The sequence below is a fragment of the Pseudomonas sp. HMSC08G10 genome, assembly GCF_001808425.1.
In the GTDB taxonomy this organism is placed as follows: Bacteria; Pseudomonadota; Gammaproteobacteria; order Pseudomonadales; family Pseudomonadaceae; genus Aquipseudomonas; species Aquipseudomonas guariconensis.
This window is the reverse complement of record NZ_KV793311.1, coordinates 168,458-191,888: the sequence shown is the minus strand read 5'-3', so window position 1 is coordinate 191,888 and position 23,431 is coordinate 168,458. Positions and strand designations below refer to the sequence as shown.

The following is a 23,431-nucleotide window of genomic DNA, read 5'->3' as shown; positions in this document are numbered from 1 at the left end:
ATTACATGGAAATCGGTCTGCGCGAATGGCTGATCGTCATCGGCGTCATTGTCATCGCCGGTATTCTTTTCGACGGCTGGCGCCGCATGCGCGGCGGCAAGGGCAAGTTGAAATTCCGTCTGGATCGCAGCTACTCCAATCTGCCGGACGACGAGGGCAGCGCCGAGGTACTGGGCCCTGCACGCGTACTGGAAACCCAGAAAGAACCCGAGTTGGACGAAAGCGATCTGCCTTCGGTCAGCGCACCGGCGCGTGAGCGTGAGCCCAAGCCAGCCAAAACCAACAAACGTGGCAAGCGCGCCAGCGAGCCACAGCAGGGCGACCTGAACCTGGCTGCCGAGCCGCGTGAGCCGGACCTGTTTGCCGACGCCGATGATGATCGTCCTGCCGAACACAGCCGCCACAACGGTGCAGGCGCGGGCAATACAGTCAAAGAACTGCCTCCGGCCGAGGAAGTACTGGTGATCAGCGTGATCTCCCGCGACGAGGGGGGGTTCAAGGGGCCGGCCCTGCTGCAGAACATCCTCGAAAGCGGCCTGCGTTTCGGCGAGATGGACATCTTCCATCGCCACGAGAGCATGGCCGGTCACGGCGAAGTGCTGTTCTCCATGGCCAACGCAGTCAAGCCAGGTGTGTTCGACCTGGACGACATCGACCATTTCAGCACTCGCGCGGTGAGCTTCTTCCTGGGCCTGCCAGGCCCGCGTCACCCCAAGCAGGCCTTCGACGTGATGGTCGCTGCCGCCCGCAAGCTGGCCCATGAACTCAACGGCGAGCTCAAGGATGACCAGCGCAGCGTACTGACCGCCCAGACCATCGAACACTACCGCCAGCGCATTGTCGAGTTCGAGCGTCGCGCGCTGACCCAGAAGCGTTGATGGCCCCCTAGCGGGCGGACCTGCCTTGATCCTGCCCGCCCGATTTGAGCAAAAAGAGCAGCCCTGTGCTGCTCTTTTGCGTTGCAAGAGAAGATGAACGATGAACGCCGAAAACCGTATCCATGAACTGCGTGCCCAACTCGAACAGCACAACTACCGCTATTACGTGCTGGACGAGCCGAGCGTGCCGGACGCCGAATACGACCGCCTGTTCAACGAGCTCAAGGCGCTGGAAGCCGAGTATCCGCACCTTGTGACCCCCGATTCGCCAACCCAGCGTGTCGGCGGCGCGGCGCTGGCGGCGTTTAGCCAGGTGCGTCACGAAATTCCCATGCTCAGCCTGGGCAATGCCTTTGAGGAAGACGACCTGCGCGACTTCGATCGGCGTGTGGTGGAGGGGCTGGACCTGCCGACCGGCGATCTGTTCGCCGAGCAGGCCGCGGTCGACTACAGCTGTGAGCCCAAGCTCGATGGCCTGGCAGTCAGCCTGCTGTATCGCGACGGGCAACTGGTGCAGGGCGCCACACGGGGGGATGGCACCACGGGCGAGGACATCAGCGCTAACGTGCGTACTGTTCGCAACATCCCGCTCAAGCTGCACGGCGAAGGCTGGCCGGCGGTGCTTGAAGTGCGCGGCGAGGTGTATATGAGCAAGGCCGGCTTCGAGCGCCTGAACGCCGCCCAGGCCGAGAGCGGCGGCAAGACCTTCGCCAATCCGCGCAACGCCGCTGCTGGCAGTTTGCGCCAGCTGGACTCCAAGATTACCGCCAGCCGCCCCCTGGAATTCTGCTGCTACGGCCTGGGCCAGGTCTCCGAGGCCATCGCCGACAGCCATATCGGCATCCTGGAGAAGCTCAAGACCTGGGGCCTGCCCATCAGTCGCGAGCTACGCCATGCCGCAGGCGTGGAGCAATGCCTGGCGTACTACCGCGACATTGGCGCCCGCCGCAACGATCTGCCTTACGAGATCGACGGTGTGGTGTTCAAGGTCAACAGCCTGGCTGCCCAGCGCGAGCTGGGCTTTCGAGCCCGGGAGCCGCGTTGGGCCATCGCCCACAAGTTCCCGGCCATGGAAGAACTCACCGAAGTGCTCGACGTCGAGTTCCAGGTCGGCCGCACTGGCGCCGTCACCCCCGTGGCGCGGCTCAAGCCGGTGAAGGTGGCCGGTGTCACGGTCTCCAACGCCACGCTGCACAACATGGATGAAATCGCCCGCCTGGGTCTGATGATTGGCGATACCGTGATCATCCGTCGGGCCGGTGACGTCATTCCGCAAGTGATGCAGGTGGTGACCGAGCGCCGTCCCGACAACGCCCGGCCGGTGGCTGTGCCCAGTCAGTGCCCGGTCTGTGGCTCGCAAGTCGAGCGCACCCAGTTGGTCAAGCGCAGCAAAGGCAAGGAGACCACCAGTGAAGGCGCGGTTTACCGCTGCGTAGGGCGCCTAGCCTGTGCCGCCCAGCTCAAGCAGGCGATCATCCATTACGTTTCGCGCCGAGCCATGGATATCGACGGCCTGGGCGAAAAGAGCGTCGAGCAATTGGTTGACGAAGGATTGATCCGCTCTCCGGCCGACCTGTACGACCTGAAGTTCGAGCAAATCGTCGAGCTCGAGGGCTTTGCCGAAGTGTCCAGCAAAAAGTTGCTGGAGGCGATCCAGGCCAGCAAGCAGCCCAGCCTTGCGCGCTTCATCTTCGCCTTGGGGATTCCGGATGTCGGCGAGGAGACTGCCAAAGTCCTGGCCCGCTCCTTGGGCAGCCTGGCGCGGGTGCAAAAGGCGCTGCCGCAGGTGCTGACCTATCTGCCTGACATTGGCCTGGAAGTCGCTTACGAGATCCATAACTTCTTCGAGGATGACCACAACCGTGAGGTCATCCAGCAGTTGCTCGACAGTGGTATGCAGCTGCAGGATGAGGGCGAACTGGCGGCCGAGTTCGCCGCCAGTACTACCTTGGCGGGCATGATCGCCAAGCTCGATATCCCCTCGGTCGGGCCGACGGGCGCGGAAAAACTGGTGGACAAGCTGGGTACCCTGGACAAGATCATCGAAGCCGATGGTATTGACCTGCGCCAGGCTCTGAACACCAAGCAGGCCGAGGCGGTGCGGGAGTTCTTCAGAGTCGAGGCCAACCAGCAGTTGGCCCGTGCCATTGAAGCGCAACTGCTCGACTTCGGCATGCACTGGGCCAGCGAGAAGAGGGTAGCGCAAGGGCTGCCCCTGGCCGGGCAGACCTGGGTGCTGACCGGCACCCTGGAACGCATGAGCCGTGACATCGCCAAGGACAAGCTGGAAAGCCTCGGTGCCAAGGTGGCAGGATCGGTTTCCAGCAAGACCCATTGCGTCGTCGCCGGGCCCGGTGCGGGCTCCAAGCTCGCCAAGGCCAGCGAGCTAGGTGTCAAGGTGCTGGATGAGGAAGCGTTTGTCGCCTTCCTTGAGGGTCACGGCATCGCCGTCTGATCAGCGGAGGGGACAAGTCATTGAGAAATGATGGTTTTTTCTCGATGCAGAGGTTGTAACTTCGCCCCAGACCGGTACAATGGCGCGGCTCGTCACATGGCGAGCCGTCGTGGTGGCCCCATCGGTCCCCCCGCAACGATTACCCGTTAACCTGGTCAGGCCCGGAAGGGAGCAGCCATAGCGGGAACATCGTGTGCCGGGGTGTGGCTGGTGGGGCCGCCTCCATTTCTGGCGTCCGCCAAGCGACTCACCTGTCTCTCCTACCTCTCTCCCTGCGCCAGTATTCAATGTCTGGTAATACCGCGCGTCTTTCTCCCGCCCCTGCGAGCGCCTTATCATGCAAGGCATTCCGTTCGCTGTTTCACCTCCTGAGGTACGCCCATGGATCACCTAGATGACCAGACCCGCCACAAGATCCGTGATTGGCAAATCCGTCGCCTGGAAATCAAGGACCTGATGGCTGCCCATCCCGAGCGGGTTCTGGAGCTGTCGAAGGTGCTCGACCAGATGGAAGAGGAGCATGAGCGCATCCTCGGCGAGGCCGAAGTCATTGCAAACACTGAACAGGGCGTCGTCGCTCAAGGGGCTTTGGGTTTTGAGCTCAAGGTTTCGGCTGGTAGCGCCCGGGACCTACGCAAGCTGCTGGAAATGGCAATCTATGAACTCGACGGCATGCTGGAAGCCGGCCTCCCAGAAGCACGAAGCTATCCGGGCGGCATGTCGGGCAGCCTTGGGACGTACGAGTACACCCTGACAGTGGCCGAGGCCGACGGGCCTTGCCGCGTTGAATGATTTTCCCGTGAGCGCGTATGCAACCTGAACATTACGATTTCACCAACCCCGTGTTCCTGCCGGTCTCCCTGGAGACCTGCCAGGGATTGCTCGATGCCCAGGATCACAGCGCGCTCGATGCGCTGGGCGATGCGCAGTTGGCAGCGGTATTGGTTATCCAGAATCTTGTCGAGGCCAAGGGGCAGGTGCTCGATCCCTCTGCAGCCGAAAAGGTACTTGCCAGGCTGTTGGCCTGGTCGGTCGATGTTCGCCATTCACCTGGGATGGGGCTGTTGTCGGAAGCGCGGCGGTTGTTCGATGCGCGAAAACTGTACTTCGGGCTGGAGCTCATCAAAGGCTCGAAGCTGCATTTGCTGGTGGCTGACGAAGTGGCGGCCGGCGAGTACCTGTTACCTGATGGCAAGTGGGATTTCGAGTTCAAGATCCGCCGCCACCAGCGCAACAATCCGTTTCGTCAGCAAGCGATCACCAGGTTCGACAGGGAGCGCTGGCTCACCGCCGAGCAGGACAAGCTGGTCAGGATAGTGCGGGCCAATCCGGACGAGGACCTGCACGTTCAAGGCTATGCGGGGATTGGCAAGAGCTACTTGCTCGGGGCATTGATGGACTGCTTGCCAGCGGGGAGTGTGCTGCCGCTGGCGCGTACCTCGGGCAAATTGCATGCCCTGCGGCGGCGCCTGGGTGTCGCTGCCGATAGCAAGCGAGGCAAGACGTTTGGCGAATTCGCCCATGAGTTGTTGCAGGGCTCGCGACGCGCTCCTGCCAAGGCCGTGAGGGTTCCGCGCAAACGTGCCTTGGCCGAGGAGCTGGGCATTCTCGGTTTTCGCCAGTACGGACCGGAGAAAACGCTGGAGATCTGCCTTGAGCTGCTGAAGAACTACTGCGAGTCCTGGGACTACAGCATCACTGCCCGACACCTGCCCTATTTCGAACACCCGCTGTCCAACCTCGACAGTCGGGTACTGCTGGAATACTCAAGCCGGCTGTGGACCTACCTCCAGGCTAATCCTGCCTGGGACAGCCACACGGGATTCCTGGCACTGTTGCTGATAAAGCGTGCAAGCCTTGCCGGTTGCAGTGTGCCGGCCCGCTATAGCCACGTGATCATCGACGAGAGCCAGGACGTGCCGGCGTCCTTATTGCAGATCATCGAGCGTGGCCGTCAGGTCCTTATTACCCTTGGCGATGAGTACCAGCGCGCTTGGGGGCCGGGACTGCGCAGGCAGCGCGAGGTGCGTCAGCGCGATATCGCCTTCTCCGTGCGTAGCGGTCCTCAGGTCGAGCGCTTGATCAACCCGCTGATCAGCGTGCATTCGCAAAAGTCCAAGCTGGCATTCGAGGGCGCGGGTAGCGCCGAGGTCGGCGTGGAGTTCTATCCAGAAGGCTTTGTGCCGCCGGAGGGCTGCGTGGTGTTGACCGCATCCCACTGGGACGCGATGAAATGGGCGATGGAACTGGCCGGCAAGCATTACGCAATCGCCTTTGCCGAGCAGATGAACCTGCAGGGCTTCATGGAAACCGCGATCAGGTTGTTCAGGGGGGAGCAGGATAGCGACGAGTCGCATCCATCCTTCGCTCACTCCACGGATTGGCGGCAGGTTCGCGAAATCCATCAGCACGATGCTGCATTCGTCTGGGTCGAGGCCAGGCTGCAGGAAGGCTTCCGTATCGCTGAGCTGAACAAGGTCAAGGCTCGGGTGACCGGCCAGCCCGGCAGCGTTCTGTTGATGCTGGCCCAGGACGCGGGAGGGTTGGAGTTCGAGTGCGTGCTGTTGACGCCGGAGCTGATGAGCACCGACCCCTTCAAGGACGCCTATGCGTTCGATGCTCGGGTCTGTGCAGTGTACATCGCACTTTCGCGGGCGCGGCGTCAGCTTTACCTGCCTTACGAGGTAGAGGAATGGGTGGCCTACCATAAGAGCCAACCGTTCCGGGAATCACACGGTTACTGAGGCTTGGCCTGCTTTTTCGCTCGTGTACTGGCGGCGGCAAGCTTCAGCAGTCGCTGAAACGTCGGGCAGTTCAGGTGATCCTCTTCAGGACATGCCGCCGCATGGCGCAGGCCTTTGCTCATCGCTTGCAGGCGCTTGATTCGTTGATCCAGCTCGTCGGCCTTGTCTCGCAGCATCTGTCGATCCACTTGCTGCTCCACCAACATCGCCCCCACTTCATCCAGTGAAAATCCCGCAGCCTGGCCAAGGGCGATCAACCCCAGCCGCTGGGCGATATCGGCAGGGAATTGTCGTCGCTCGCCCTGCCTGGACAGCGACCTGATCAGACCTTTCTTGGCGTAGTAGCGCAGTGTCGAGGCCGGTACCCCTGTGCGCCTGGCCACATCGGCGATGTCCATTTGTGCATCCCTTGACTTGAAGTTGACTTCAACTTCTATGCTGCGCGGCATGGAATTTTCCGTCAATGCCAGAGGGCGTTCGTATGTCTGCCACAACTGCTTTCCTAAGTACTTTGTCGATCGGTATCGGCGCCACGCTGGTCATGGACCTGTGGACGTTGATGCTCAAGCGTATAGGCGTTTCCACCTTGAACTATGCGATGGTCGGACGTTGGGTAGGCCATATGGTACATGGGCATCTGCGCCATGAAGCAATCGCCAAGGCCGCGCCCATTAGGCACGAACGCGCACTGGGCTGGCTCATGCACTACACCACCGGCCTCGCCTTTGCAGCACTGCTGGTGAGTTTGGCAGGGGAGGCGTGGCTGAGCTCGCCAACGCTCTGGCCGGCCCTGGCTTTCGGCTTGTGCTCGGTCGTGGCGCCGCTTTGTTTCATGCAGCCTGCCTTGGGGGCAGGCTTCTTTGCGTCGCGTACGGCCAAGCCGCTGGTCAGTTGCCTGCGCAGCGTCGCGACGCATATGGTGTTCGGGGTGGGGTTGTTCTTGAGTGCGATGCTGGTGCAGGCGGGCCCGTGGTGAGGGTCAGCGATCGAGAATCTGGGACGATGTCACTGTCTGCGCGCTGACCGGCCGTGTGGGCGGGGTGCTGTAGCGCTGCAGAATCCGCTCGATCTGCCCTGACTGCTTCATGTGTGCCAGGGCGTTGAGCACCGCCTGGGTGGGGACTGTCGGGTCATTGCGCACGATACAACGCAAGTCCTGCTCCTCCAGTACGGCAAGGGCCTGTAATTGTTGCGCCGGGGGCAGTGTGCGATTGAACCATAGCAGTGAGAATTCATTGCTCACGGCATGGCGGTAGCGGCCTGCCTGGAGCTTTTGCAAGACGAGAACCTGATTGCGGCTGTCTTCGCGACGTAACCGGCCTTGGTCAAATAATGCGTCCAGTGCGGGGTAGCGATAGCCTAGGACTGTGCCGACGGCCTGAGTCGGCAGTTGTTCAAGGCGGGTAGGGGCGTACTGGCCGGGGCTCCCGACCAGCAGGTCACGCTGGTGAAGGAGAGGGACACTCCACAGGAACTTGTCGAAGCGGTTGTCGAACCACGCCGGGGTCACATGGCAGCGTACATCGACTTCGTCCGCGTCCATCGCTTGTTGCACCCGCAGGCGTGCCATGACGTGATATTCCGCCCGTGTGCCTGTCTCCCGGGCCAGTGTCTGCATCAGATCGAACAGAATGCCCTCCACCGGCTGGTCCTGTTCGATGCGGATCAGCGGCATGCTCCAGCTTTCGGCGACGGAGAATCGCAGCACTGGCTGCTCGGCCAGGGCGTTGCCGGCCCAGAGCATGAGGATGAGCAGGGCTTTGTGCACGTCAATCCTCCTTGATCGCTGCCAATGCGTGCGTTTGTCCTTAGCTTAGACGAGTTCGGCAGGGTGCAATTTTGCCCCCGCTCCGCTAGCATTAGCGATCTTCCGCTTGTTCAGGTTGCGATGGTTTTTTGATGAGTTATCAGGTTCTTGCACGTAAATGGCGCCCGCGCTCGTTCCGCGAAATGGTCGGCCAGGCCCATGTGCTCAAGGCTTTGATCAACGCCCTGGACAACCAGCGCCTGCACCATGCCTATCTATTCACCGGTACGCGCGGCGTGGGCAAGACCACGATCGCGCGGATCATCGCCAAGTGCCTGAACTGCGAAACCGGTATTACCTCAACACCCTGCGGTACCTGTTCGGTCTGCCGAGAGATCGACGAGGGGCGCTTCGTCGACCTGATCGAGATCGACGCCGCGAGCCGGACCAAGGTCGAGGATACCCGTGAACTGCTCGACAACGTGCAGTACGCGCCGAGCCGTGGGCGTTTCAAGGTCTATCTGATCGACGAAGTGCACATGCTTTCCACCCACTCGTTCAACGCCCTGTTGAAGACGCTGGAAGAGCCTCCGCCTTACGTCAAGTTCATCCTCGCGACCACCGATCCGCAGAAGCTTCCGGCGACCATCCTGTCGCGTTGCCTGCAGTTCTCGTTGAAGAACATGAGCCCGGAGCGGGTGGTGGAGCATCTGAGCCATGTTCTGGCTGCCGAAAACGTACCGTTCGAGGAGGATGCCCTGTGGCTGCTCGGCCGTGCGGCTGATGGCTCCATGCGCGACGCCATGAGCCTGACCGACCAGGCCATCGCTTTCGGTGAGGGCAAGGTGCTGGCCGCCGATGTCCGGGCAATGCTCGGAACCCTCGACCATGGTCAGGTGTACGGCGTACTCCAGGCGCTGCTGGAGGGCGATGCGCGGGCGCTACTGGAGGCCGTGCGCAATCTCGCCGAACAGGGGCCGGACTGGAACGGCGTGCTGGCCGAGATGCTCAATGTGCTTCACCGGGTCGCGATCGCCCAGGCGCTGCCAGAGGCCGTGGACAACGGCCAGGGCGATCGTGACCGCGTGCTGGCCCTGGCCTCGGCATTGCCGGCCGAGGATGTGCAGTTCTATTACCAGATGGGCCTGATCGGTCGACGGGACCTGCCGTTGGCGCCGGATCCGCGGGGCGGATTCGAGATGGTCCTGTTACGCATGCTGGCTTTCCGCCCGGCGGATGCCGAAGATGCGCCGAAGCCGGTACTAAAGCCGGTGGGGATCAGCCAGGCCACAGCTGATCCGGCAATACCGGTGGCAACCGCGACGCCTGTCGTCGAGCCGCCTGTCGCGAGTGTTCCCGAGCAATCCGAGACGCCGGCCCAGGCAGCTGTTGCAGCTGAGCCAGCGGTTGTGCCGCCGGTCGAACCACCGCCAGCGCTTGTCGACCCGGTACCTGCGCCCGAGCCCGAGCGACAGGTCGAGGTAGCTGCGCCGGAGCCGGATGTGGTGGTGGAGGACGTCATCGACCTGCCGTGGGAAGACCCCGTCGCGCCACCTGCGCCCGACGTCTCGCCAGCGCCGCAGGCTCAGCCTGTTCCGGTGTCCAGTCAGAGCCCAAGCTATGACGAGCCGCCTTTCGATCCGTCAGCCTACGGCTCGGCCGGCATGGACCGCGACGACGAGCCGCCGCTCGATGAGGATTACTACACGCCTGACAGCGATCCGGCAGGTTTCAGCTACCTGGACGAATTGGCCGAGCATGTGCACGAAGCCGAGCCGGCGAAGGCGCCGGAGCCTCTGCCAGCGGCCAAGCCGGCCACGGGCTTGGCTCTGCAATGGCTGGAATTATTCCCACAGTTGCCTGTCTCCGGTATGACAGGCAACATCGCCGCAAACTGTACGCTGATTGCCGCTGATGGTGACGATTGGCTGCTGCATCTGGACCCGGGGCAGGGCGCGCTGTTCAATACGACCCAGCAGCGCCGGTTGAACGATGCGCTGAATCAGCACTTGGGACGAACCCTGCGACTGAAGATCGAACTGATCCGCCCCGAGCAGGAAACTCCGGCCCAGGCTGCTGCGCGCAAGCGTGCAGAGCGCCAGCGTGAGGCTGAGGTATCGATCGAGCAGGACCCACTCATCCAGCAGATGATCCGGCAGTTCGGTGCGACGGTACGACAGGATACTATTGAGCCTGTGCAAGCCCTGGTCAGCCAGGGCGAATGAACGGATAACCATGCGCCCGGTAGCGAGCCGGGGCGCATCACATGACCCAATCGAGGTGTACCCCCATGATGAAAGGTGGCATGGCCGGCCTGATGAAGCAGGCCCAGCAGATGCAGGAAAAAATGGCCAAGATGCAGGAAGAGCTGGCCAATGCTGAAGTGACTGGCCAATCCGGTGCCGGCTTGGTCAGCGTGGTGATGACCGGTCGTCATGACGTCAAGCGCATCAGCATCGATGACAGCCTGATGCAAGAGGACAAAGAAGTGCTGGAAGACTTGATCGCTGCTGCTGTGAACGATGCAGTGCGCAAGGTCGAGCAGAACAGCCAGGAGAAGATGGGTAGCATGACTGCAGGCATGCAGCTGCCACCGGGCTTCAAGATGCCGTTCTGACTGTTGCCTGGCCAGGCAAAGACTGGCTGCGCATCGAAAAGCCGCTACCGATGATCGGGGCGGCTTTTTTATTTGGCTGTGAAAAGCCATGCTGATCCAGCACATCAGCGACAACCGGTTCGCTGCCCATGCCCGTAGCTTTTGCTCTTCATACGCGATTAATGGTGTCTGGACTATCGCGCATGAAGAGCAAGAGCAAGGGCGGCGGGAAGTGAGATCGTTACTTGTGGCCGCTTGAAGGGGGTGTATTTGACGTATATGACCCCGGCCGGTATAAACCGCCTCCTATTGATCTGTCAGGCCTTTCCCATGAGCTTCAGCCCCCTGATCCGCCAACTGATCGACGCCTTGCGCACGCTGCCCGGTGTTGGCCAGAAAACCGCCCAGCGTATGGCCCTGCAGTTGCTCGAGCGCGACCGCAGTGGCGGTCTGCGTCTGGCCCAGGCCCTGAGCCAGGCCATGGAAGGCGTCGGCCACTGCCGTCAATGCCGGACCCTGACCGAGCAGGAATTGTGCCCGCAATGCGCCGACACGCGCCGTGACGACACACAACTTTGTGTGGTGGAAGGTCCGATGGATGTGTATGCAGTGGAGCAGACAGGGTACCGAGGCCGCTACTTCGTCCTGAAGGGGCATCTGTCACCGTTGGACGGGCTTGGCCCGGATGCGATCGGTATTCCGCAATTGATGGCACGGATCGAGGAGCAAGGCAGCTTCACCGAAGTGATTCTGGCGACCAACCCTACCGTGGAAGGGGAGGCAACCGCCCACTACATCGCCCAGTTGCTGACCGAGAAAGGCCTGATCGCCTCGCGAATCGCCCATGGCGTGCCGTTGGGTGGGGAGCTGGAGCTGGTCGATGGCGGTACCTTGGCTCATGCCTTCGCCGGGCGTAAGCCGATCTCGCTCTGAATCATGAACAGAACCGCGCCTGCAGTCGCCTGTAGGCGCAGGGCTCTGACAAAAATCAAAACTCGCTCAGCGAAAACTCGGTCAGGCAGAAAGTGGGTACGCCCGCAGCCTGCAGGCGGCGCGAGCCGTCCAGCTCAGGCAGGTCGATGATGGCCGCAGCCTCGAACACCTCGGCACCGGTGCGACGGATCAGATTGGCGGCCGCCAGCAGGGTACCGCCGGTGGCGATCAGGTCGTCGAAGATCAGTACCGAATCACCCTCGCAGAGACTGTCGGCATGCACTTCGAGAAACGCTTCGCCGTACTCGGTCTGGTAAGCCTCCGACAGCACGTCGGCCGGCAGCTTGCCTTGCTTGCGGAACAGGATCAGTGGCTTGTTCAGCTGGTGGGCAATGATCGAGCCGATCAGAAAACCCCGGGCATCCATGGCACCAATGTGACTGAACTCGGCTTCGACATAACGCTCGATGAACTGGTCGGCCACATAGCGCAGCCCGCGCGGCGACTGGAACAGAGGGGTAATGTCGCGGAAGATCACGCCCGGCTTGGGAAAGTCCGGGACCGGGCGGATCAGGGCTTTGAGGTCGAAGGTATCGCTGTGCATGTGGCTTTCCTGGAAAACGGATGCGCCAGTATACCTTGCCGGTGCGGCTTCAGGCTTCTATCGCGCCGCCGGCCAGCGCGCACAGCTGGATCGGGTCGAGGATATGAACTTCCTTGCCCTCGGCCTTGATCAGGCCGTTCTGCTGGAAGCGGGTAAACACCCGGGACACGGTTTCCACCGCCAGGCCCAGATAGTTGCCGATTTCGTTGCGCGACATGCTCAGGCGGAACTGGTTGGCCGAATAGCCCCGGGCGCGGAAGCGGGCGGACAGGTTTACCAGGAAGGTGGCGATGCGTTCGTCAGCGGTTTTTTTCGACAGCAGCAGCATCATCTGCTGGTCATCGCGAATCTCCCGGCTCATGACCCGCATCAACTGGCGACGCAACTGGGGCAGCTGGACCGACAGCTCATCCAGCCGCTCGAAGGGGATCTCGCAGACCGAGGTGGTTTCCTGGGCTTGGGCCGACACCGGGTAGGTCTCGGTGTCCATCCCGGACAGCCCGACCAGTTCGCTTGGCAGATGGAAGCCGGTGATTTGCTCTTCGCCACCATCACTGAGGCTGAACGTTTTCAGGGCGCCGGAACGTACGGCGTAGACCGAGCCGAAATTGTCACCCTGGCGGAACAGGAACTCACCCTTTTTCAGGGGACGGCCACGCTTGACGATTTCATCCAGTGCATCCATGTCCTCCAGATTGAGTGACAGGGGCAGGCACAGGGGGGCCAGGCTGCAGTCCTTGCAATGGGCCTGGTTGTGTGGGCGCAGTTTGACTGGCTCGGACATTTCTATCGATCCTTGTGGGAAAGCACACATAAGCTGTAAGGGTAACTCACAGCATAGGCAGTAGGCCAGCGTGCGCTATTTTGGTGCGACCTGGCCAGGGCTTTGGCGGGAGTATGCCAAGGCCTGTTAACTGTCCATAGTGTGCCTGACAAGGCGTTCTGTCCATGCGGTTGATCGACTCGGTTTGTTCATATCACCCGAGAGAAGCGTTGCTGGTTGTGCATGGCCAAATAGGCGTCGAACACCATGCACACCGAACGTACCAGCAGTCGCCCGGCAGGCAGTACCCGAATACCCTTGGCATCCAGGCTGATCAGGCCATCACGCTGCATGGCCTGCAATTGTGGCCATTGGTCCTTGAAGTAACCTCGAAAGTCGATGGTGAAAGCTTGCTCGATGCTGTCGAAGTCCAGCTCGAAATGGCAGATCAATTGCTGGATCACCGCGCGCCGCAGGCGGTCATCCGGGTTGCACAGCAGCCCGCGCTGGGTGGCCAGCTGGGCGCTGGAAAGGGTGTCTTGGTAGGTGGCCAGGTCGCTGCTGTTCTGACAGTAGAGATCGCCGATCTGGCTGATGGCCGATACGCCCAGGCCAATCAGGTCGCAGTGGCCGTGGGTGGTATAGCCCTGGAAGTTGCGTTGCAGGGTGCCCTCTTCTTGGGCGATCGCCAGCTCGTCATCGGGCAAGGCGAAGTGGTCCATGCCGATGTAACGATAGCCGGCGCACGTCAATTGCTCGATGGTGCCCTGGAGCATTTCCAGCTTGGCCGAAGGCGTTGGCAGCTCAGCGCTGTCGATGCGTCGCTGGGGCATGAAGCGCTCGGGCAGGTGGGCGTAGTTGAATACCGAAAGGCGGTCCGGCTGCAGGCGGATCACTTCCTCGACGGTGCGGGCGAAGCCTTCCGGGGTCTGGCGGGGCAGGCCATAGATCAGATCGAGGTTGACCGAGCGGAACTGCAAGGTGCGTGCGGCCTCGATCAAGGTGCGGGTCTGCTCCAGGCTTTGCAGGCGGTTGATCGCGCGCTGCACGGCCGGGTCGAGATCCTGCACGCCCAGGCTGACGCGGTTGAAGCCCAGCTCGCGCAAAAGGCCCATGGTCGACCAGTCGGCTTCGCGTGGGTCGATTTCGATACCGTAGTCGCCGGAGTCGTCGTCCAGCAGGTGGAAGTGCTGGCGCAAGGTGGCCATCAACTGGCGCAGTTCGACATGACTGAGGAAGGTGGGCGTGCCTCCACCGAAATGCAGTTGCTCGACCCGCTGTTTGGCATCCAGATGGCAGGCGATCAGCTGGATCTCCTGCTCCAGGCGTTGCAAATAAGGCTGGGCCCTGGCGCGATCTTTGGTGATGACCTTGTTGCAGGCGCAGTAGTAGCAGATGTTGGCGCAGAACGGCACGTGTACGTAAAGCGACAGTGGGCGGACCGCGCGACGGCTCTCGCGCAGGGCGTGGAGCAGGTCGAACGAACCCACTTCGCCGTGCAGTTGCATGGCGGTCGGATAAGAGGTGTAGCGTGGGCCGGCCAGATCGTAGCGGCGGATCAGGTCGCAGTCCCAGCGTAGGTCGTCGAGCATGGTGGTCCCCGGAGAGAGCGGCAGTGTCCGGAGTCTAGGGCGGCCCGCCGGGGCTCGTCTTGATTTGCATCAACGGGGTCTGGATGGGAGCGCGTAGCAGGGGCTGACGCCCTGTCAGTGTCCCATCAACCAATGCTGGTGCGGCCCTGGCAGGGTCCACAGGCCGAACAGGATCACCAGCAGTCCCCCGGCCATACGTACGCCGCGCCGGCGCAGCAAGGCGCCGATGCGTTCGGCGGCCAGCCCCGTGGCAACCAGCACCGGCCAGGTCCCGATGCCGAACGCCAGCATCAAGGCCGCGCTATGAGCGGCATTGCCCTGGCTGGCAGCCCATAGCAGCGTGCTGTACACCAAGCCGCACGGCAGCCAGCCCCACAGGGCTCCGAGCAGCAGCGCCCGGGGCAGGCTGGAGACTGGCAGCAGGCGCGTGGCCAGGGGCTGGATGTGGCGCCACAAGCCGCGGCCAAGTGCTTCGATGCGGGTCAGGCCGCTCCACCACCCCGCCAGGTACAGGCCCATGGCGATCAACAGCAGTGCAGCGACCACGCGCAGGCCTTGGGCCAGTGGGCTGCTGGCCAGTGCCACGCCGGCCAGGCCGAGCAACAGGCCTGCGGTGGCATAGCTCAGTACGCGCCCTAAGTTATAGGCCAGCAGTAGGTGCAGGCGACGGCTGCGTTGCTCAGGAGGGATGGCCAGCGTCAGGGCGCCCATCAGGCCGCCGCACATGCCCAGGCAGTGCCCACCGCCAAGCAGGCCCAGGACCAGTGCCGAGCCGAGCAGGGGAAGCAGGTCAGGCACGGGTGGGCGGTTCCTTGTCGTCTGGCTGGTTTTCGTCGGGTTTGACAGCGGCCTGGTGGCGTGGGTCCTGATCGTCGAACAGGATGCTGTGGGCAGGGCTGTCGAGGTCGTCGTATTGGCCGCTGTCCACTGCCCAGAAGAAGATGTACACGGCCACGCCGACGATCAGCAGAGCCGCGGGGATCATGACGTAGAGGGCGGGCATAGCGGTTTCCTTTCGGTCGCGGGCGTCTGGCTCGCAGGCAGGCTCGCGCCTGTCGGCCGGGTCAGGCGCAGGGCATTGAGCACCACGATCAGCGAACTGACCGACATGCCGATGGCTGCCCAGACCGGGGTGATCCAGCCGAGGGCGGCGAACGGCAACATGAGGCCATTATACAAGGTCGCCCAGAGCAGGTTCTCGATGATATTGCGGCGAGTGCGTCGGGCCAGGTCGAAGGCCTGCACCAGAGCGTCCAGGCGGTTGGACAACAGCACCGCGTCGGCGCAGGTCTTGGCAAGATCAGTGGCCGAGCCCATGGCGATGCTTATGTCGGCGGCGGCCAGCACCGGCACGTCGTTGACCCCGTCTCCCAGCATCAGCACCTTGCGGCCCTCGGCCTGCAGCGCCTTGAGGCGTTCCAGTTTGTCGTCCGGGCGCAGGCCGCCAATGGCCTGGTCGATGCCCAGCTGTGTGGCGACTTCAGCGACCATCGGCGAGTTGTCGCCCGATAGCAGCAGGGTGTGCCAGCCACGGGCTTTACAGGCGGCCAGCAGGGCAGGTGCGTCATCACGCAGCCGATCATCCAGGCCGAACCAGGCCAGCGGACCTCGGCAATCGCCCAGCAGCAACCATTGGCCACGGGCCTCTGGTACTGGCGGGATCTGGGCGCCACTCAACGCGCAAACGAACGTGGCCTGGCCGATGCGCAGTTGCTGCCCGTTGAAGCGCCCCTCCAGCCCCAGCCCGGGCACGGTCTGCACGTCCTCGGCTGGCTCGGCGGTACGACCGAAGGCGCGAGCGATGGGGTGCTCGGAGCGGTTCTCCAAGGCGGCGGCCAGCGCCAGGCAACGATCGGCAGGCAGCGCCCCCAAGGGGAGGATGCTGCGTAGCGCCAAGCGCCCTTCGGTGAGGGTGCCGGTCTTGTCGAAGATTACCGTATCGACCTGGTTCAGCCCTTCCAACACATGGCCTCGCGTCACCAGCAGGCCCAGTTTGTGCAGGGTGCCGGTGGCGGCGGTGAGGGCGGTCGGAGTGGCCAGGGACAGTGCGCAGGGACAGGTCGCCACCAACATGGCCAGGACGATCCAGAAGGCTCGCGTCGCATCGAGTTGCCACCACAGCAGGCCAATGGCTGCGCTGGCCACCAGCGTGAACAGCAGGAACCACTGAGAGGCGCGGTCGGCAATCTCGGCCAGGCGCGGTTTTTCCGACTGGGCCCGCTCCAGCAGGCGGACGATGGCTGAGAGGCGCGAGTCCTGGCCAATGGCTTCGACCGCCACGGTCAACGTGCTCTCGACATTCAGGGTGCCGCCGGTGACCCGGTCGCCGACCTGCCGTGCCAGAGGCAGGTATTCACCGGTGAGCAGCGATTCGTCCACGCTGGAGCGGCCATCGACAATACGCCCGTCGGCGGGGATCACCGAGCCAGGCAGCACCTGGACCCGATCACCCTGGTTGAGCTCGCCGAGCAGGATGCGCTCAGCGTTTCCGACGCTGTCCAGGCGCAGGCAGGAGGCGGGGAGTAGGTTGACCAGTTGGGCGGTGGCCGCTGCTGTGCGCTCCCGCGCTCGGCGTTCCAGATAACGGCCGGTGAGCAGGAACAGCGCGAACATACCGACGGTGTCGAAGTACAGCTCGCCGCTGCCGGTGATGGCAGTCCAGATGCCGGCGCCATAAGCCAGGGCAATGGCCAGAGACACCGAGACGTCCATGGTCAGGTGGCGTGTACGCACGTCGCGGGCGGCACCTTTGAAGAACGGTGCGCAGCTGTAGAACACGATTGGGGTAGTCAGAAACAGCGCGACCCAACGCAGGATAGTGTGCAGTTCCGGGCTCAGGTCGATGTTGAATTCCGGCCAGGTGGCCATGGTCGCCATCATCGCCTGGAACCACAGCAGGCCTGCCACGCCCAGGCGGCGCAGGGCACTGCGGTTCTCCTGGGCCAGGCATTCGGCGGCTTGGTCCGGTTGATAGGGGTGGGCGGCGTAACCGATCTGGCGCAGTTCGGCCAGCAGCTGGGAAAGGGGCAATTGGCGGTCGTCCCAGCTCACCAGCAAGCGGTGATTGGACAGGTTCAGTCGTGCTTCGGCGACGCCGGCCACGTTACGCAGATGCTTTTCGATCAGCCAGCCGCAGGCGGCGCAACTGATGCCTTCGATCATCAGTGTGGCTTCGGACAGCTCGCCTTGGTGACGTACGAACGCCTGCTGCACATCGGCGCGATCGTAGAGCGCCAGTTCGTCCTGCAATTGGCGAGGCAGGGCTTCGGGGTTAGCGCTGGTGTCGCTGCGATGCTGATAGTAGTGCTCCAGGCCACCTGCGACGATGGACGCAGCCACTGCCTGGCAGCCCGGGCAGCAGAACTGACGCGGCTCGCCAAGGACTACCGCGGTGAAACGACTGCCGGCGGGGATGGGGAGGGCGCAGTGGTAGCAGGGGGTGGGTTGGGTCATGTGATGTCTTCTGGCTGCAGCGCAACCCTGTGGGGCGGGTTCACCGCGCAATGGCGCCGGACTGCCTGTCTCATCGCCAGGTCGGGCGCCATCGTGCGGTAAACCTGCTCTAACGGGGAATCGTTTACTCTTGGTGCTCGGCGCCCTGCAGGGCCTCGTCGCCCAGCGCCAGGGTCACGCCATGGGCAACTTTCTCCTCCTCGAACAGACGCCAGACGTGGCCGTCTTCGCTGCCCAGCAGTTCGACGAAGCGCCGGCCTTCGACCCGGTCGTCGAGCTGGCCGAGGTAACGACCGGGTTCGCTACGGGCTAGCTGTACCTTGCGGTCCTTGTCTGGCTGGGTGGGCGAGATCAGATTCAGTTCCAGCGTCTGAGGGGCGCTGTTGCCGGTCAGGCGTACATCGACTTCGCCGGTCAGTTCGTCCAGGTGCACACTGGCCTTGAGGTTGAGGGTCTGGGCCAGCAGTTCACGATCCAGGGAGCGATTGATGCCTTTGCCGGCCTCGTAGTAGTTGTCGTTCACCAAGTTGTCGGGGTTGCGCACGGCGATGCTGACCATGGTCAGGCTCAGGCATACCGAGGTGGTCAGGATGCCGATGATGATCCACGGCCAAAGGTGTTTGTACCAGGGGCTGTCGGCGGTTGCGGCAGGCATTGTCGAATTCTCTCTCAGCGTAGTTGCGGGCCGATGAAGCGGCTCTTGGCTTCAACCTGGGTGGCGCTTTGATCAGCGTCCTTGAGGATGAAGGTGATTTCGTTGGTGGTCGAGGGCAATTGCTCGGGCGCGACCGACAACTGCACCGGCAGGCTGACGATATCGCCGGCAGCGACGCGGATCTCGCGATGGCCTTCGAGCTGCAGGCCCGGCAGGCCGGTGGCGTCGAGCACGTAGACGTGGTCGCGCTGGTCCTTGTTCATGACCTTGAGGCTGTACACGTTCTCGATCCGTCCTTGGGCGTTTTCGCGATACAGCACTCGGTCCTTGCTGACATCGAAGCCCACCAGCGAGCGGGTGGCGAAGGCGGTGGCAAGCAGACCGATCATCACCAGTAGCACCACGGCGTAGCCGATCAGGCGTGGACGCAGCATGTGGGTCTTCTGCCCGGACAGGTTGTGCTCGGTGGTGTAGCTGATCAGCCCTTTGGGATAGTCCATTTTCTCCATGATGTTGTCGCAGGCGTCGATGCAGGCCGCGCAGCCGATGCACTCGATCTGCAGACCGTCGCGGATGTCGATGCCGGTGGGGCAGACCTGCACGCACATGGTGCAGTCGATGCAGTCGCCCAGGCCTTTGGCCTTGTAGTCGATGTCTTTCTTGCGTGGGCCTCGGGTCTCGCCGCGGCGTGGGTCATAGGAGACGATCAGGGTGTCTTTGTCGAACATTACGCTCTGGAAGCGGGCGTAAGGGCACATGTACACGCACACCTGCTCACGCAGCCAGCCGGCATTGCCGTAGGTGGCGAGGGTGAAGAACGCGACCCAGAAATAGGCCCAGCCATCGGCTTGGCCGGTGAAGAACTCGGTGACCAGTTCGCGAATGGGCGAGAAGTAGCCGACGAAGGTCATGCCAGTGACGAAGCCGATCAGCAGCCACAGGCTGTGCTTGGCGGCCTTGCGCAAAAACTTGTTGGCGCTCATTGGCGCCTTGTCGAGCTTCATGCGCTGGTTGCGGTCACCCTCGGTGACCTTCTCGCACCACATGAAAATCCAGGTCCAGACGCTCTGCGGACAGGTATAACCGCACCACACACGCCCGGCGAACACCGTGATGAAGAACAAGCCGAAGGCCGCCACGATCAGCAGGCCCGAGAGCAGGATGAAGTCCTGCGGCCAGATGGTGGCGCCGAAGATGTAGAACTTACGCTCGGGCAGGTTCCACCACACAGCCTGATGCTCGCCCCAGTTCAGCCACACCGTGCCGAAGTAGAGCAGGAACAGGATGGCCCCGCCGACCATGCGCAGCCTGCGGAACACGCCGGTGAAGGCCCGGGTGTAGATTTTTTCCCGTGAGGCGTAGAGGTCGACGGATTCCTTGCCTTTCTTGGCGGGCGGGGTGACGTCATGTACCGGAATTTGCTTGCTCATCATCATGTCCCACGGCAGTGGAAAAACGCTGCGGCCAGTGCATGCCGACCGCGTTTGTGACCCATCAGGTGTCCGTGCATGATACGCCCGTCATGGCACCTGGAGTGTGGCTGCGGCGTTAAGTCGCATTGGGTTGCATTTGATTATCGTGTATTGGGGCTCGCCTTGACGCAGGTCAATTGACAAGGCGTGCCCGCCGCAGGCAGGTGCCTATGCCCGATACAGCCTCAGGTGCCTTAGTGTTTCGGCCTGGGTCCAGTCATTGTTCCTTACGCGTTTGATGGCCAACCCTTGGGCATCGTCGTCCAGTTCGGCCAGTAGGTAGGTGCGCTGGGAGGCCGAACCACTCAGGAAAACCGGGACCGCGCCATATTGCCGGTTGGAGCGATGCCAGCCTCCGGCTTCGGTGTGATAGTGGCCACCGAACACCGCGTTGACCTGGAAGTGGTTGATCATGTCCCTGAAATGCATCAGGTCCTCCTCGGTGCCGTCCCAATCGTCTGGCTGATGCAGGTTGAGCAGGACGATCTGGCCGTTCTCATAGGCCTCTTTCAATTGCCCCTCCAGCCAGCCCAGTGCGTCATTGATCCTGAACTTATCGCGGGGCTCGAAAGGCCATGCCCAGCCACTGTCGAAATCCACACGGTAGGTGGGCTCGTTGTTCAGCTGGATCAGGCGAACCCTGCCGAAACTGATGCTGTACGCCAGGCTGCCGCTGTAGCTGGTCAGCCTGTAGCTGCTCGAGGTCGCGACATCCATCGTGTCCACCACATCTCGGTGGTGATTGAGCAGATCCATCACGCTGTCCCGAGGCCCGCCGTTGTTGAATGAGCCTCCGAATTCATCGGTGATGTTGTTCTTGTAATCATGATTGCCCAGGCCAAAGTAGTAGTTCTTGTGCAGGTGGCGCTCGATGATCGGGTAGAGGACTTTGCGTTGCCAGCCGTGCCCGTATGCCGTCATGTCGCCATTGATCATCACCGGAACGTCCGTGCCACCCAAGCTGTTGCGGTAGCTCGCAATGCTGGCGTACTGCTCGTTGATCAAGGCTTTCGATTCTTTGTTGCGTTCAGCGTCGCTTTCATATTCGCCATAGTCGGAAGCGGGCGTCCATGGGTACTGTGGATCGGATGCGAACACGAACGCTCTGGGTGTCGGGCGGTTGCCATAGCGGCCAGGCTGTTTTGGGGGTAGGGCTACGGGATAGGTGGGGTAGGCCATTTCTTAAATCCTCTGGGTAAGTCAGGCTCGATGCCTGTCCACCAGAGAATTTCCTAGTGTCCTGTCCTTCGGAATCCGGTAGCGATTCCTCCTATCAATCCTGCCAGCCCAGAAAAAACGGCCCCGGTGGTAATCGCCGGGGCCGCTCGCTGTGGTTACTCTGCTTTCTGCTGCGCAGCGTCTTGATGCGACAGGCTATAGACATAGGCCGCCAGCAGGTGGACCTTGTCGTTGCCCTGCATCTGCGCCTGAGCCGGCATCTGGCCTTGACGACCGTAGCGGATGGTCTGTTGCAGCTGAGCGAAGCTCGAGCCGTAGATGAACGCCTGCGGGTGGGTCAGGTTAGGCGCGCCCATCGCTGGGGTGCCTTTGCCTTCGGGGCCATGGCAGGCCACGCAGTTAGCGGCGAAGAGCTTCTGGCCATTGGCCGGATCGGCTTTGGCGCCCTCGGGCAAGGTGCGGCCGTCAAGATTGGTGAGGACGAAGGCTGCGACATCGGCCACGCCTTGCTCGCCCAGCACTTCAGCCCAGGCCGGCATGACGCCGTGACGACCGTTCATGATGGTGGTCTTGATGGTCTCCGGCTCGCCGCCCCAACGCCAGTCGTTGTCGGTCAGGTTGGGGAAGCCGTAGGCGCCCTTGGCATCGGAGCCGTGGCACACCGAGCAGTTGGAGGCGAACAGGCGACCTCCCATCTTCAGCGCCTGCGGATCCTTGGCGACTTCCTCGACTGGCATGGCGGCGAACTTGGCGAAGATCGGCCCGAAGCGGGCATCGGCCTTGGCCATTTCCTTTTCCCATTCGTGCACGCCGGTCCAGCCGGCCTGGCCGTTGGAGAACTCGATCTGCTTTTCGGTATCCAGGTACTGGTAGCCAGGCAGGACGCCTTTCCAGTTACCCAGGCCTGGGTACAGCACCAGATAGCCCAAGGCGAACACGATGGTGCCGACGAACAGCCAGAACCACCACTTGGGCAGCGGGTTGTCGTATTCCTCGATACCGTCGAAGGCATGGCCGACGGTCTCGTCGGTGATTTCCTCGCGCTGGCCCTTGCGGGTGGAGAGCAACAGCCAGGTCAGGGAAAAGATGGTGCCCAGGGTCAGGACGGTGACGTACAGACTCCAGAAGGTTGTCATTGTTCTTTGCTCCTAGAAGCTTTCGCTTGCGCTTGCTCGACGTGCCGGCTGGCTTCGGGATCATCGGCGAACGGCAACTGGGTTGCCTCGTCGAACTCTTTCTTGCGCCGTGGGTTGAACACCCACAGCGCCAAGCCTACGAAGGCGACCATCACCACGACGGTGCCCAGGCCACGAATCATCCCGATATCCATCAGTGTCACCGCTTGCTCTTGATGATGGTGCCGAGGCCTTGCAGGTACGCCACGAGGGCGTCCATCTCGGTCTTGCCCTTGACCGCGTCGCGGGCACCGGCGATGTCTTCGTCGGTGTAGGGCACGCCCAGGGTGCGCAGGACTTCCATTTTCTTCGGCGTGTCCTTGCCATCGAGCTTGTTTTCCACCAGCCAGGGGTAGGAGGGCATCTTCGACTCGGGCACGACGTTGCGCGGGTTGTACAGGTGCGCGCGGTGCCAGTCATCGGAGTAGCGCCCGCCCACACGTGCCAGGTCCGGTCCGGTGCGCTTGGAGCCCCACAGGAACGGGTGGTCCCAGACACTTTCGCCGGCCACCGAGTAATGGCCGTAGCGCTCTGTCTCGGCGCGGAACGGACGGATCATCTGCGAGTGGCAGCCAACGCAGCCTTCGCGGATATAGATGTCGCGACCCTCGAGCTCCAGCGCGGTACGCGGCTTCATGCCCTCGACCGGCTTGTTGGTGACGTCCTGGAAGAACAGCGGGACGATCTGGGTCAGGCCGCCGATGCTGACGGCGATGACCATGAAGAAGGCCAATAGGCCGATATTCTTCTCGACTGCTTCGTGCTTCATCAGTGAGCTCCCACGACGACGATCTTGGCGGCTTCCTCAGCCTCGGCCGGCTTCGCGGCGCGGACAGTGCGGTAGACGTTGTAGGCCATCAGCAGCATGCCGGAGGCGAAGAACGCACCGCCCAGGGCGCGGACGATGTAGCCCGGATGGCTGGCCTGGAGGGCTTCGACGAAGGAATAGGTTAGGGTGCCGTCGTCGTTGATGGCGCGCCACATCAGGCCCTGAGTGATGCCGTTGACCCACATCGAGGCGATGTACAGCACGGTGCCGATGGTCGCCAGCCAGAAGTGGGCGTTGATCAGGCCGACGCTGTGCATCTGCTGGCGACCGTAGAGGCGCGGGATCATGTGATACACGGCACCGATGGAGATCATCGCGACCCAACCGAGGGCGCCGGCGTGGACGTGGCCGATGGT

General features: G+C 62.5%; 23 protein-coding genes and 1 other RNA gene. 9 read left to right on the top strand and 15 right to left on the bottom strand.

The annotated features are described in order from the left end of the window. The first annotated feature begins 5 nt into the window (after window positions 1-5). The 5 genes from zipA to HMPREF3173_RS15210 all read left to right on the top strand — a co-directional run bounded on the left by zipA (window position 6) and on the right by HMPREF3173_RS15210 (window position 6,077). Entirely contained in the window at window positions 6-878 is an 873-nt protein-coding gene (zipA, locus tag HMPREF3173_RS15230) for a cell division protein ZipA (RefSeq protein ID WP_043215536.1), read from the top strand. Window positions 879-978: 100 nt separating this feature from the next. Beyond that, entirely contained in the window at window positions 979-3,333 is a 2,355-nt protein-coding gene (gene ligA / locus HMPREF3173_RS15225; RefSeq protein WP_070574266.1) for an NAD-dependent DNA ligase LigA, read from the top strand. A 119-nt stretch (window positions 3,334-3,452) separates the two neighbouring features. Beyond that, an RNA gene (gene ffs, locus HMPREF3173_RS15220) (signal recognition particle sRNA small type) lies at window positions 3,453-3,549 on the top strand. Between the two features lie 165 nt (window positions 3,550-3,714). Next, window positions 3,715-4,125, top strand: a complete 411-nt coding sequence (locus HMPREF3173_RS15215) for a hypothetical protein (RefSeq protein ID WP_070574264.1) — start codon at window positions 3,715-3,717, stop codon at window positions 4,123-4,125. Between the two features lie 17 nt (window positions 4,126-4,142). Next, window positions 4,143-6,077, top strand: a complete 1,935-nt coding sequence (locus tag HMPREF3173_RS15210) for a hypothetical protein (RefSeq protein WP_070574262.1) — start codon at window positions 4,143-4,145, stop codon at window positions 6,075-6,077. Here HMPREF3173_RS15210 and HMPREF3173_RS15205 read toward each other — a convergent pair. Next, a complete protein-coding gene (locus tag HMPREF3173_RS15205; RefSeq protein ID WP_043215544.1) occupies window positions 6,071-6,475 on the bottom strand; it encodes a helix-turn-helix domain-containing protein in 405 nt (134 codons plus the stop codon). The genes HMPREF3173_RS15210 and HMPREF3173_RS15205 overlap by 7 nt on opposite strands. Before the next feature lie 83 nt (window positions 6,476-6,558). Here HMPREF3173_RS15205 and HMPREF3173_RS15200 point away from each other — a divergent pair, with 83 nt between their 5' ends. Next, window positions 6,559-7,053: a DUF2938 domain-containing protein gene (locus HMPREF3173_RS15200; protein WP_070574332.1), complete on the top strand. Its 495-nt coding sequence runs from the start codon at window positions 6,559-6,561 to the stop codon at window positions 7,051-7,053. Window positions 7,054-7,056: 3 nt separating this feature from the next. Here HMPREF3173_RS15200 and HMPREF3173_RS15195 read toward each other — a convergent pair whose 3' ends face one another. Next, window positions 7,057-7,821 carry a substrate-binding periplasmic protein gene (locus HMPREF3173_RS15195; protein ID WP_070574329.1) on the bottom strand — a complete coding sequence of 255 codons (765 nt, stop codon included), beginning with the start codon at window positions 7,819-7,821 and terminating at the stop codon, window positions 7,057-7,059. Window positions 7,822-7,976: 155 nt separating this feature from the next. Between HMPREF3173_RS15195 and dnaX the strand changes: the two genes are divergently transcribed. From dnaX to recR, 3 genes are all read left to right on the top strand, one after another. Next, on the top strand, window positions 7,977-10,049 hold the full coding sequence (gene dnaX, locus HMPREF3173_RS15190) for a DNA polymerase III subunit gamma/tau (RefSeq protein ID WP_070574260.1): 2,073 nt from the start codon (window positions 7,977-7,979) through the stop codon (window positions 10,047-10,049). Window positions 10,050-10,114: 65 nt separating this feature from the next. After that, a complete protein-coding gene (locus HMPREF3173_RS15185; RefSeq protein WP_043212277.1) occupies window positions 10,115-10,441 on the top strand; it encodes a YbaB/EbfC family nucleoid-associated protein in 327 nt (108 codons plus the stop codon). 309 nt (window positions 10,442-10,750) lie between these two features. After that, window positions 10,751-11,353, top strand: a complete 603-nt coding sequence (gene recR, locus HMPREF3173_RS15180) for a recombination mediator RecR (protein ID WP_070574258.1) — start codon at window positions 10,751-10,753, stop codon at window positions 11,351-11,353. Between the two features lie 55 nt (window positions 11,354-11,408). Here recR and HMPREF3173_RS15175 read toward each other — a convergent pair whose 3' ends face one another. The 13 genes from HMPREF3173_RS15175 to HMPREF3173_RS25060 all read right to left on the bottom strand — a co-directional run. Further along, window positions 11,409-11,957, bottom strand: coding sequence for an adenine phosphoribosyltransferase (locus HMPREF3173_RS15175; RefSeq protein WP_043212282.1), 549 nt, complete (start codon window positions 11,955-11,957; stop codon window positions 11,409-11,411). 49 nt (window positions 11,958-12,006) lie between these two features. Next, window positions 12,007-12,741, bottom strand: a complete 735-nt coding sequence (fnrA, locus tag HMPREF3173_RS15170) for a Crp/Fnr family transcriptional regulator FnrA (RefSeq protein ID WP_070574256.1) — start codon at window positions 12,739-12,741, stop codon at window positions 12,007-12,009. Between the two features lie 188 nt (window positions 12,742-12,929). Further along, window positions 12,930-14,312 carry an oxygen-independent coproporphyrinogen III oxidase gene (gene hemN, locus HMPREF3173_RS15165; protein WP_043212285.1) on the bottom strand — a complete coding sequence of 461 codons (1,383 nt, stop codon included), beginning with the start codon at window positions 14,310-14,312 and terminating at the stop codon, window positions 12,930-12,932. Between the two features lie 114 nt (window positions 14,313-14,426). Then, a complete protein-coding gene (locus HMPREF3173_RS15160; protein ID WP_070574254.1) occupies window positions 14,427-15,110 on the bottom strand; it encodes a sulfite exporter TauE/SafE family protein in 684 nt (227 codons plus the stop codon). Then, window positions 15,103-15,315: a cbb3-type cytochrome oxidase assembly protein CcoS gene (ccoS, locus tag HMPREF3173_RS15155; protein ID WP_070574252.1), complete on the bottom strand. Its 213-nt coding sequence runs from the start codon at window positions 15,313-15,315 to the stop codon at window positions 15,103-15,105. Before ccoS ends, HMPREF3173_RS15160 begins: the two co-directional genes overlap by 8 nt. Next, complete coding sequence (locus HMPREF3173_RS15150) at window positions 15,294-17,765, bottom strand: heavy metal translocating P-type ATPase (protein WP_070574250.1); 2,472 nt, start codon at window positions 17,763-17,765, stop codon at window positions 15,294-15,296. The genes ccoS and HMPREF3173_RS15150 overlap by 22 nt, the downstream gene beginning before the upstream one ends. Before the next feature lie 124 nt (window positions 17,766-17,889). Beyond that, window positions 17,890-18,420 carry a FixH family protein gene (locus HMPREF3173_RS15145; RefSeq protein ID WP_070574248.1) on the bottom strand — a complete coding sequence of 177 codons (531 nt, stop codon included), beginning with the start codon at window positions 18,418-18,420 and terminating at the stop codon, window positions 17,890-17,892. A 14-nt stretch (window positions 18,421-18,434) separates the two neighbouring features. Next, window positions 18,435-19,850, bottom strand: a complete 1,416-nt coding sequence (gene ccoG, locus HMPREF3173_RS15140) for a cytochrome c oxidase accessory protein CcoG (protein ID WP_070574327.1) — start codon at window positions 19,848-19,850, stop codon at window positions 18,435-18,437. 210 nt (window positions 19,851-20,060) lie between these two features. Continuing rightward, the gene (locus tag HMPREF3173_RS15135) at window positions 20,061-21,071 is read right to left on the bottom strand and encodes a metallophosphoesterase family protein (RefSeq protein ID WP_070574246.1); all 1,011 of its coding nucleotides are present in this window, start codon (window positions 21,069-21,071) and stop codon (window positions 20,061-20,063) included. A 155-nt stretch (window positions 21,072-21,226) separates the two neighbouring features. Next, window positions 21,227-22,207, bottom strand: a complete 981-nt coding sequence (ccoP, locus tag HMPREF3173_RS15130) for a cytochrome-c oxidase, cbb3-type subunit III (RefSeq protein WP_070574244.1) — start codon at window positions 22,205-22,207, stop codon at window positions 21,227-21,229. Next, entirely contained in the window at window positions 22,204-22,401 is a 198-nt protein-coding gene (locus tag HMPREF3173_RS15125) for a CcoQ/FixQ family Cbb3-type cytochrome c oxidase assembly chaperone (RefSeq protein WP_070092136.1), read from the bottom strand. Before HMPREF3173_RS15125 ends, ccoP begins: the two co-directional genes overlap by 4 nt. 5 nt (window positions 22,402-22,406) lie before the next feature. Continuing rightward, window positions 22,407-23,015: a cytochrome-c oxidase, cbb3-type subunit II gene (gene ccoO, locus HMPREF3173_RS15120; protein WP_043212301.1), complete on the bottom strand. Its 609-nt coding sequence runs from the start codon at window positions 23,013-23,015 to the stop codon at window positions 22,407-22,409. Further along, window positions 23,015-23,431: cbb3-type cytochrome c oxidase subunit I (locus HMPREF3173_RS25060; protein WP_256544509.1), on the bottom strand; the 417-nt coding region annotated here is incomplete at its 5' end. The genes HMPREF3173_RS25060 and ccoO, both read right to left, overlap by 1 nt.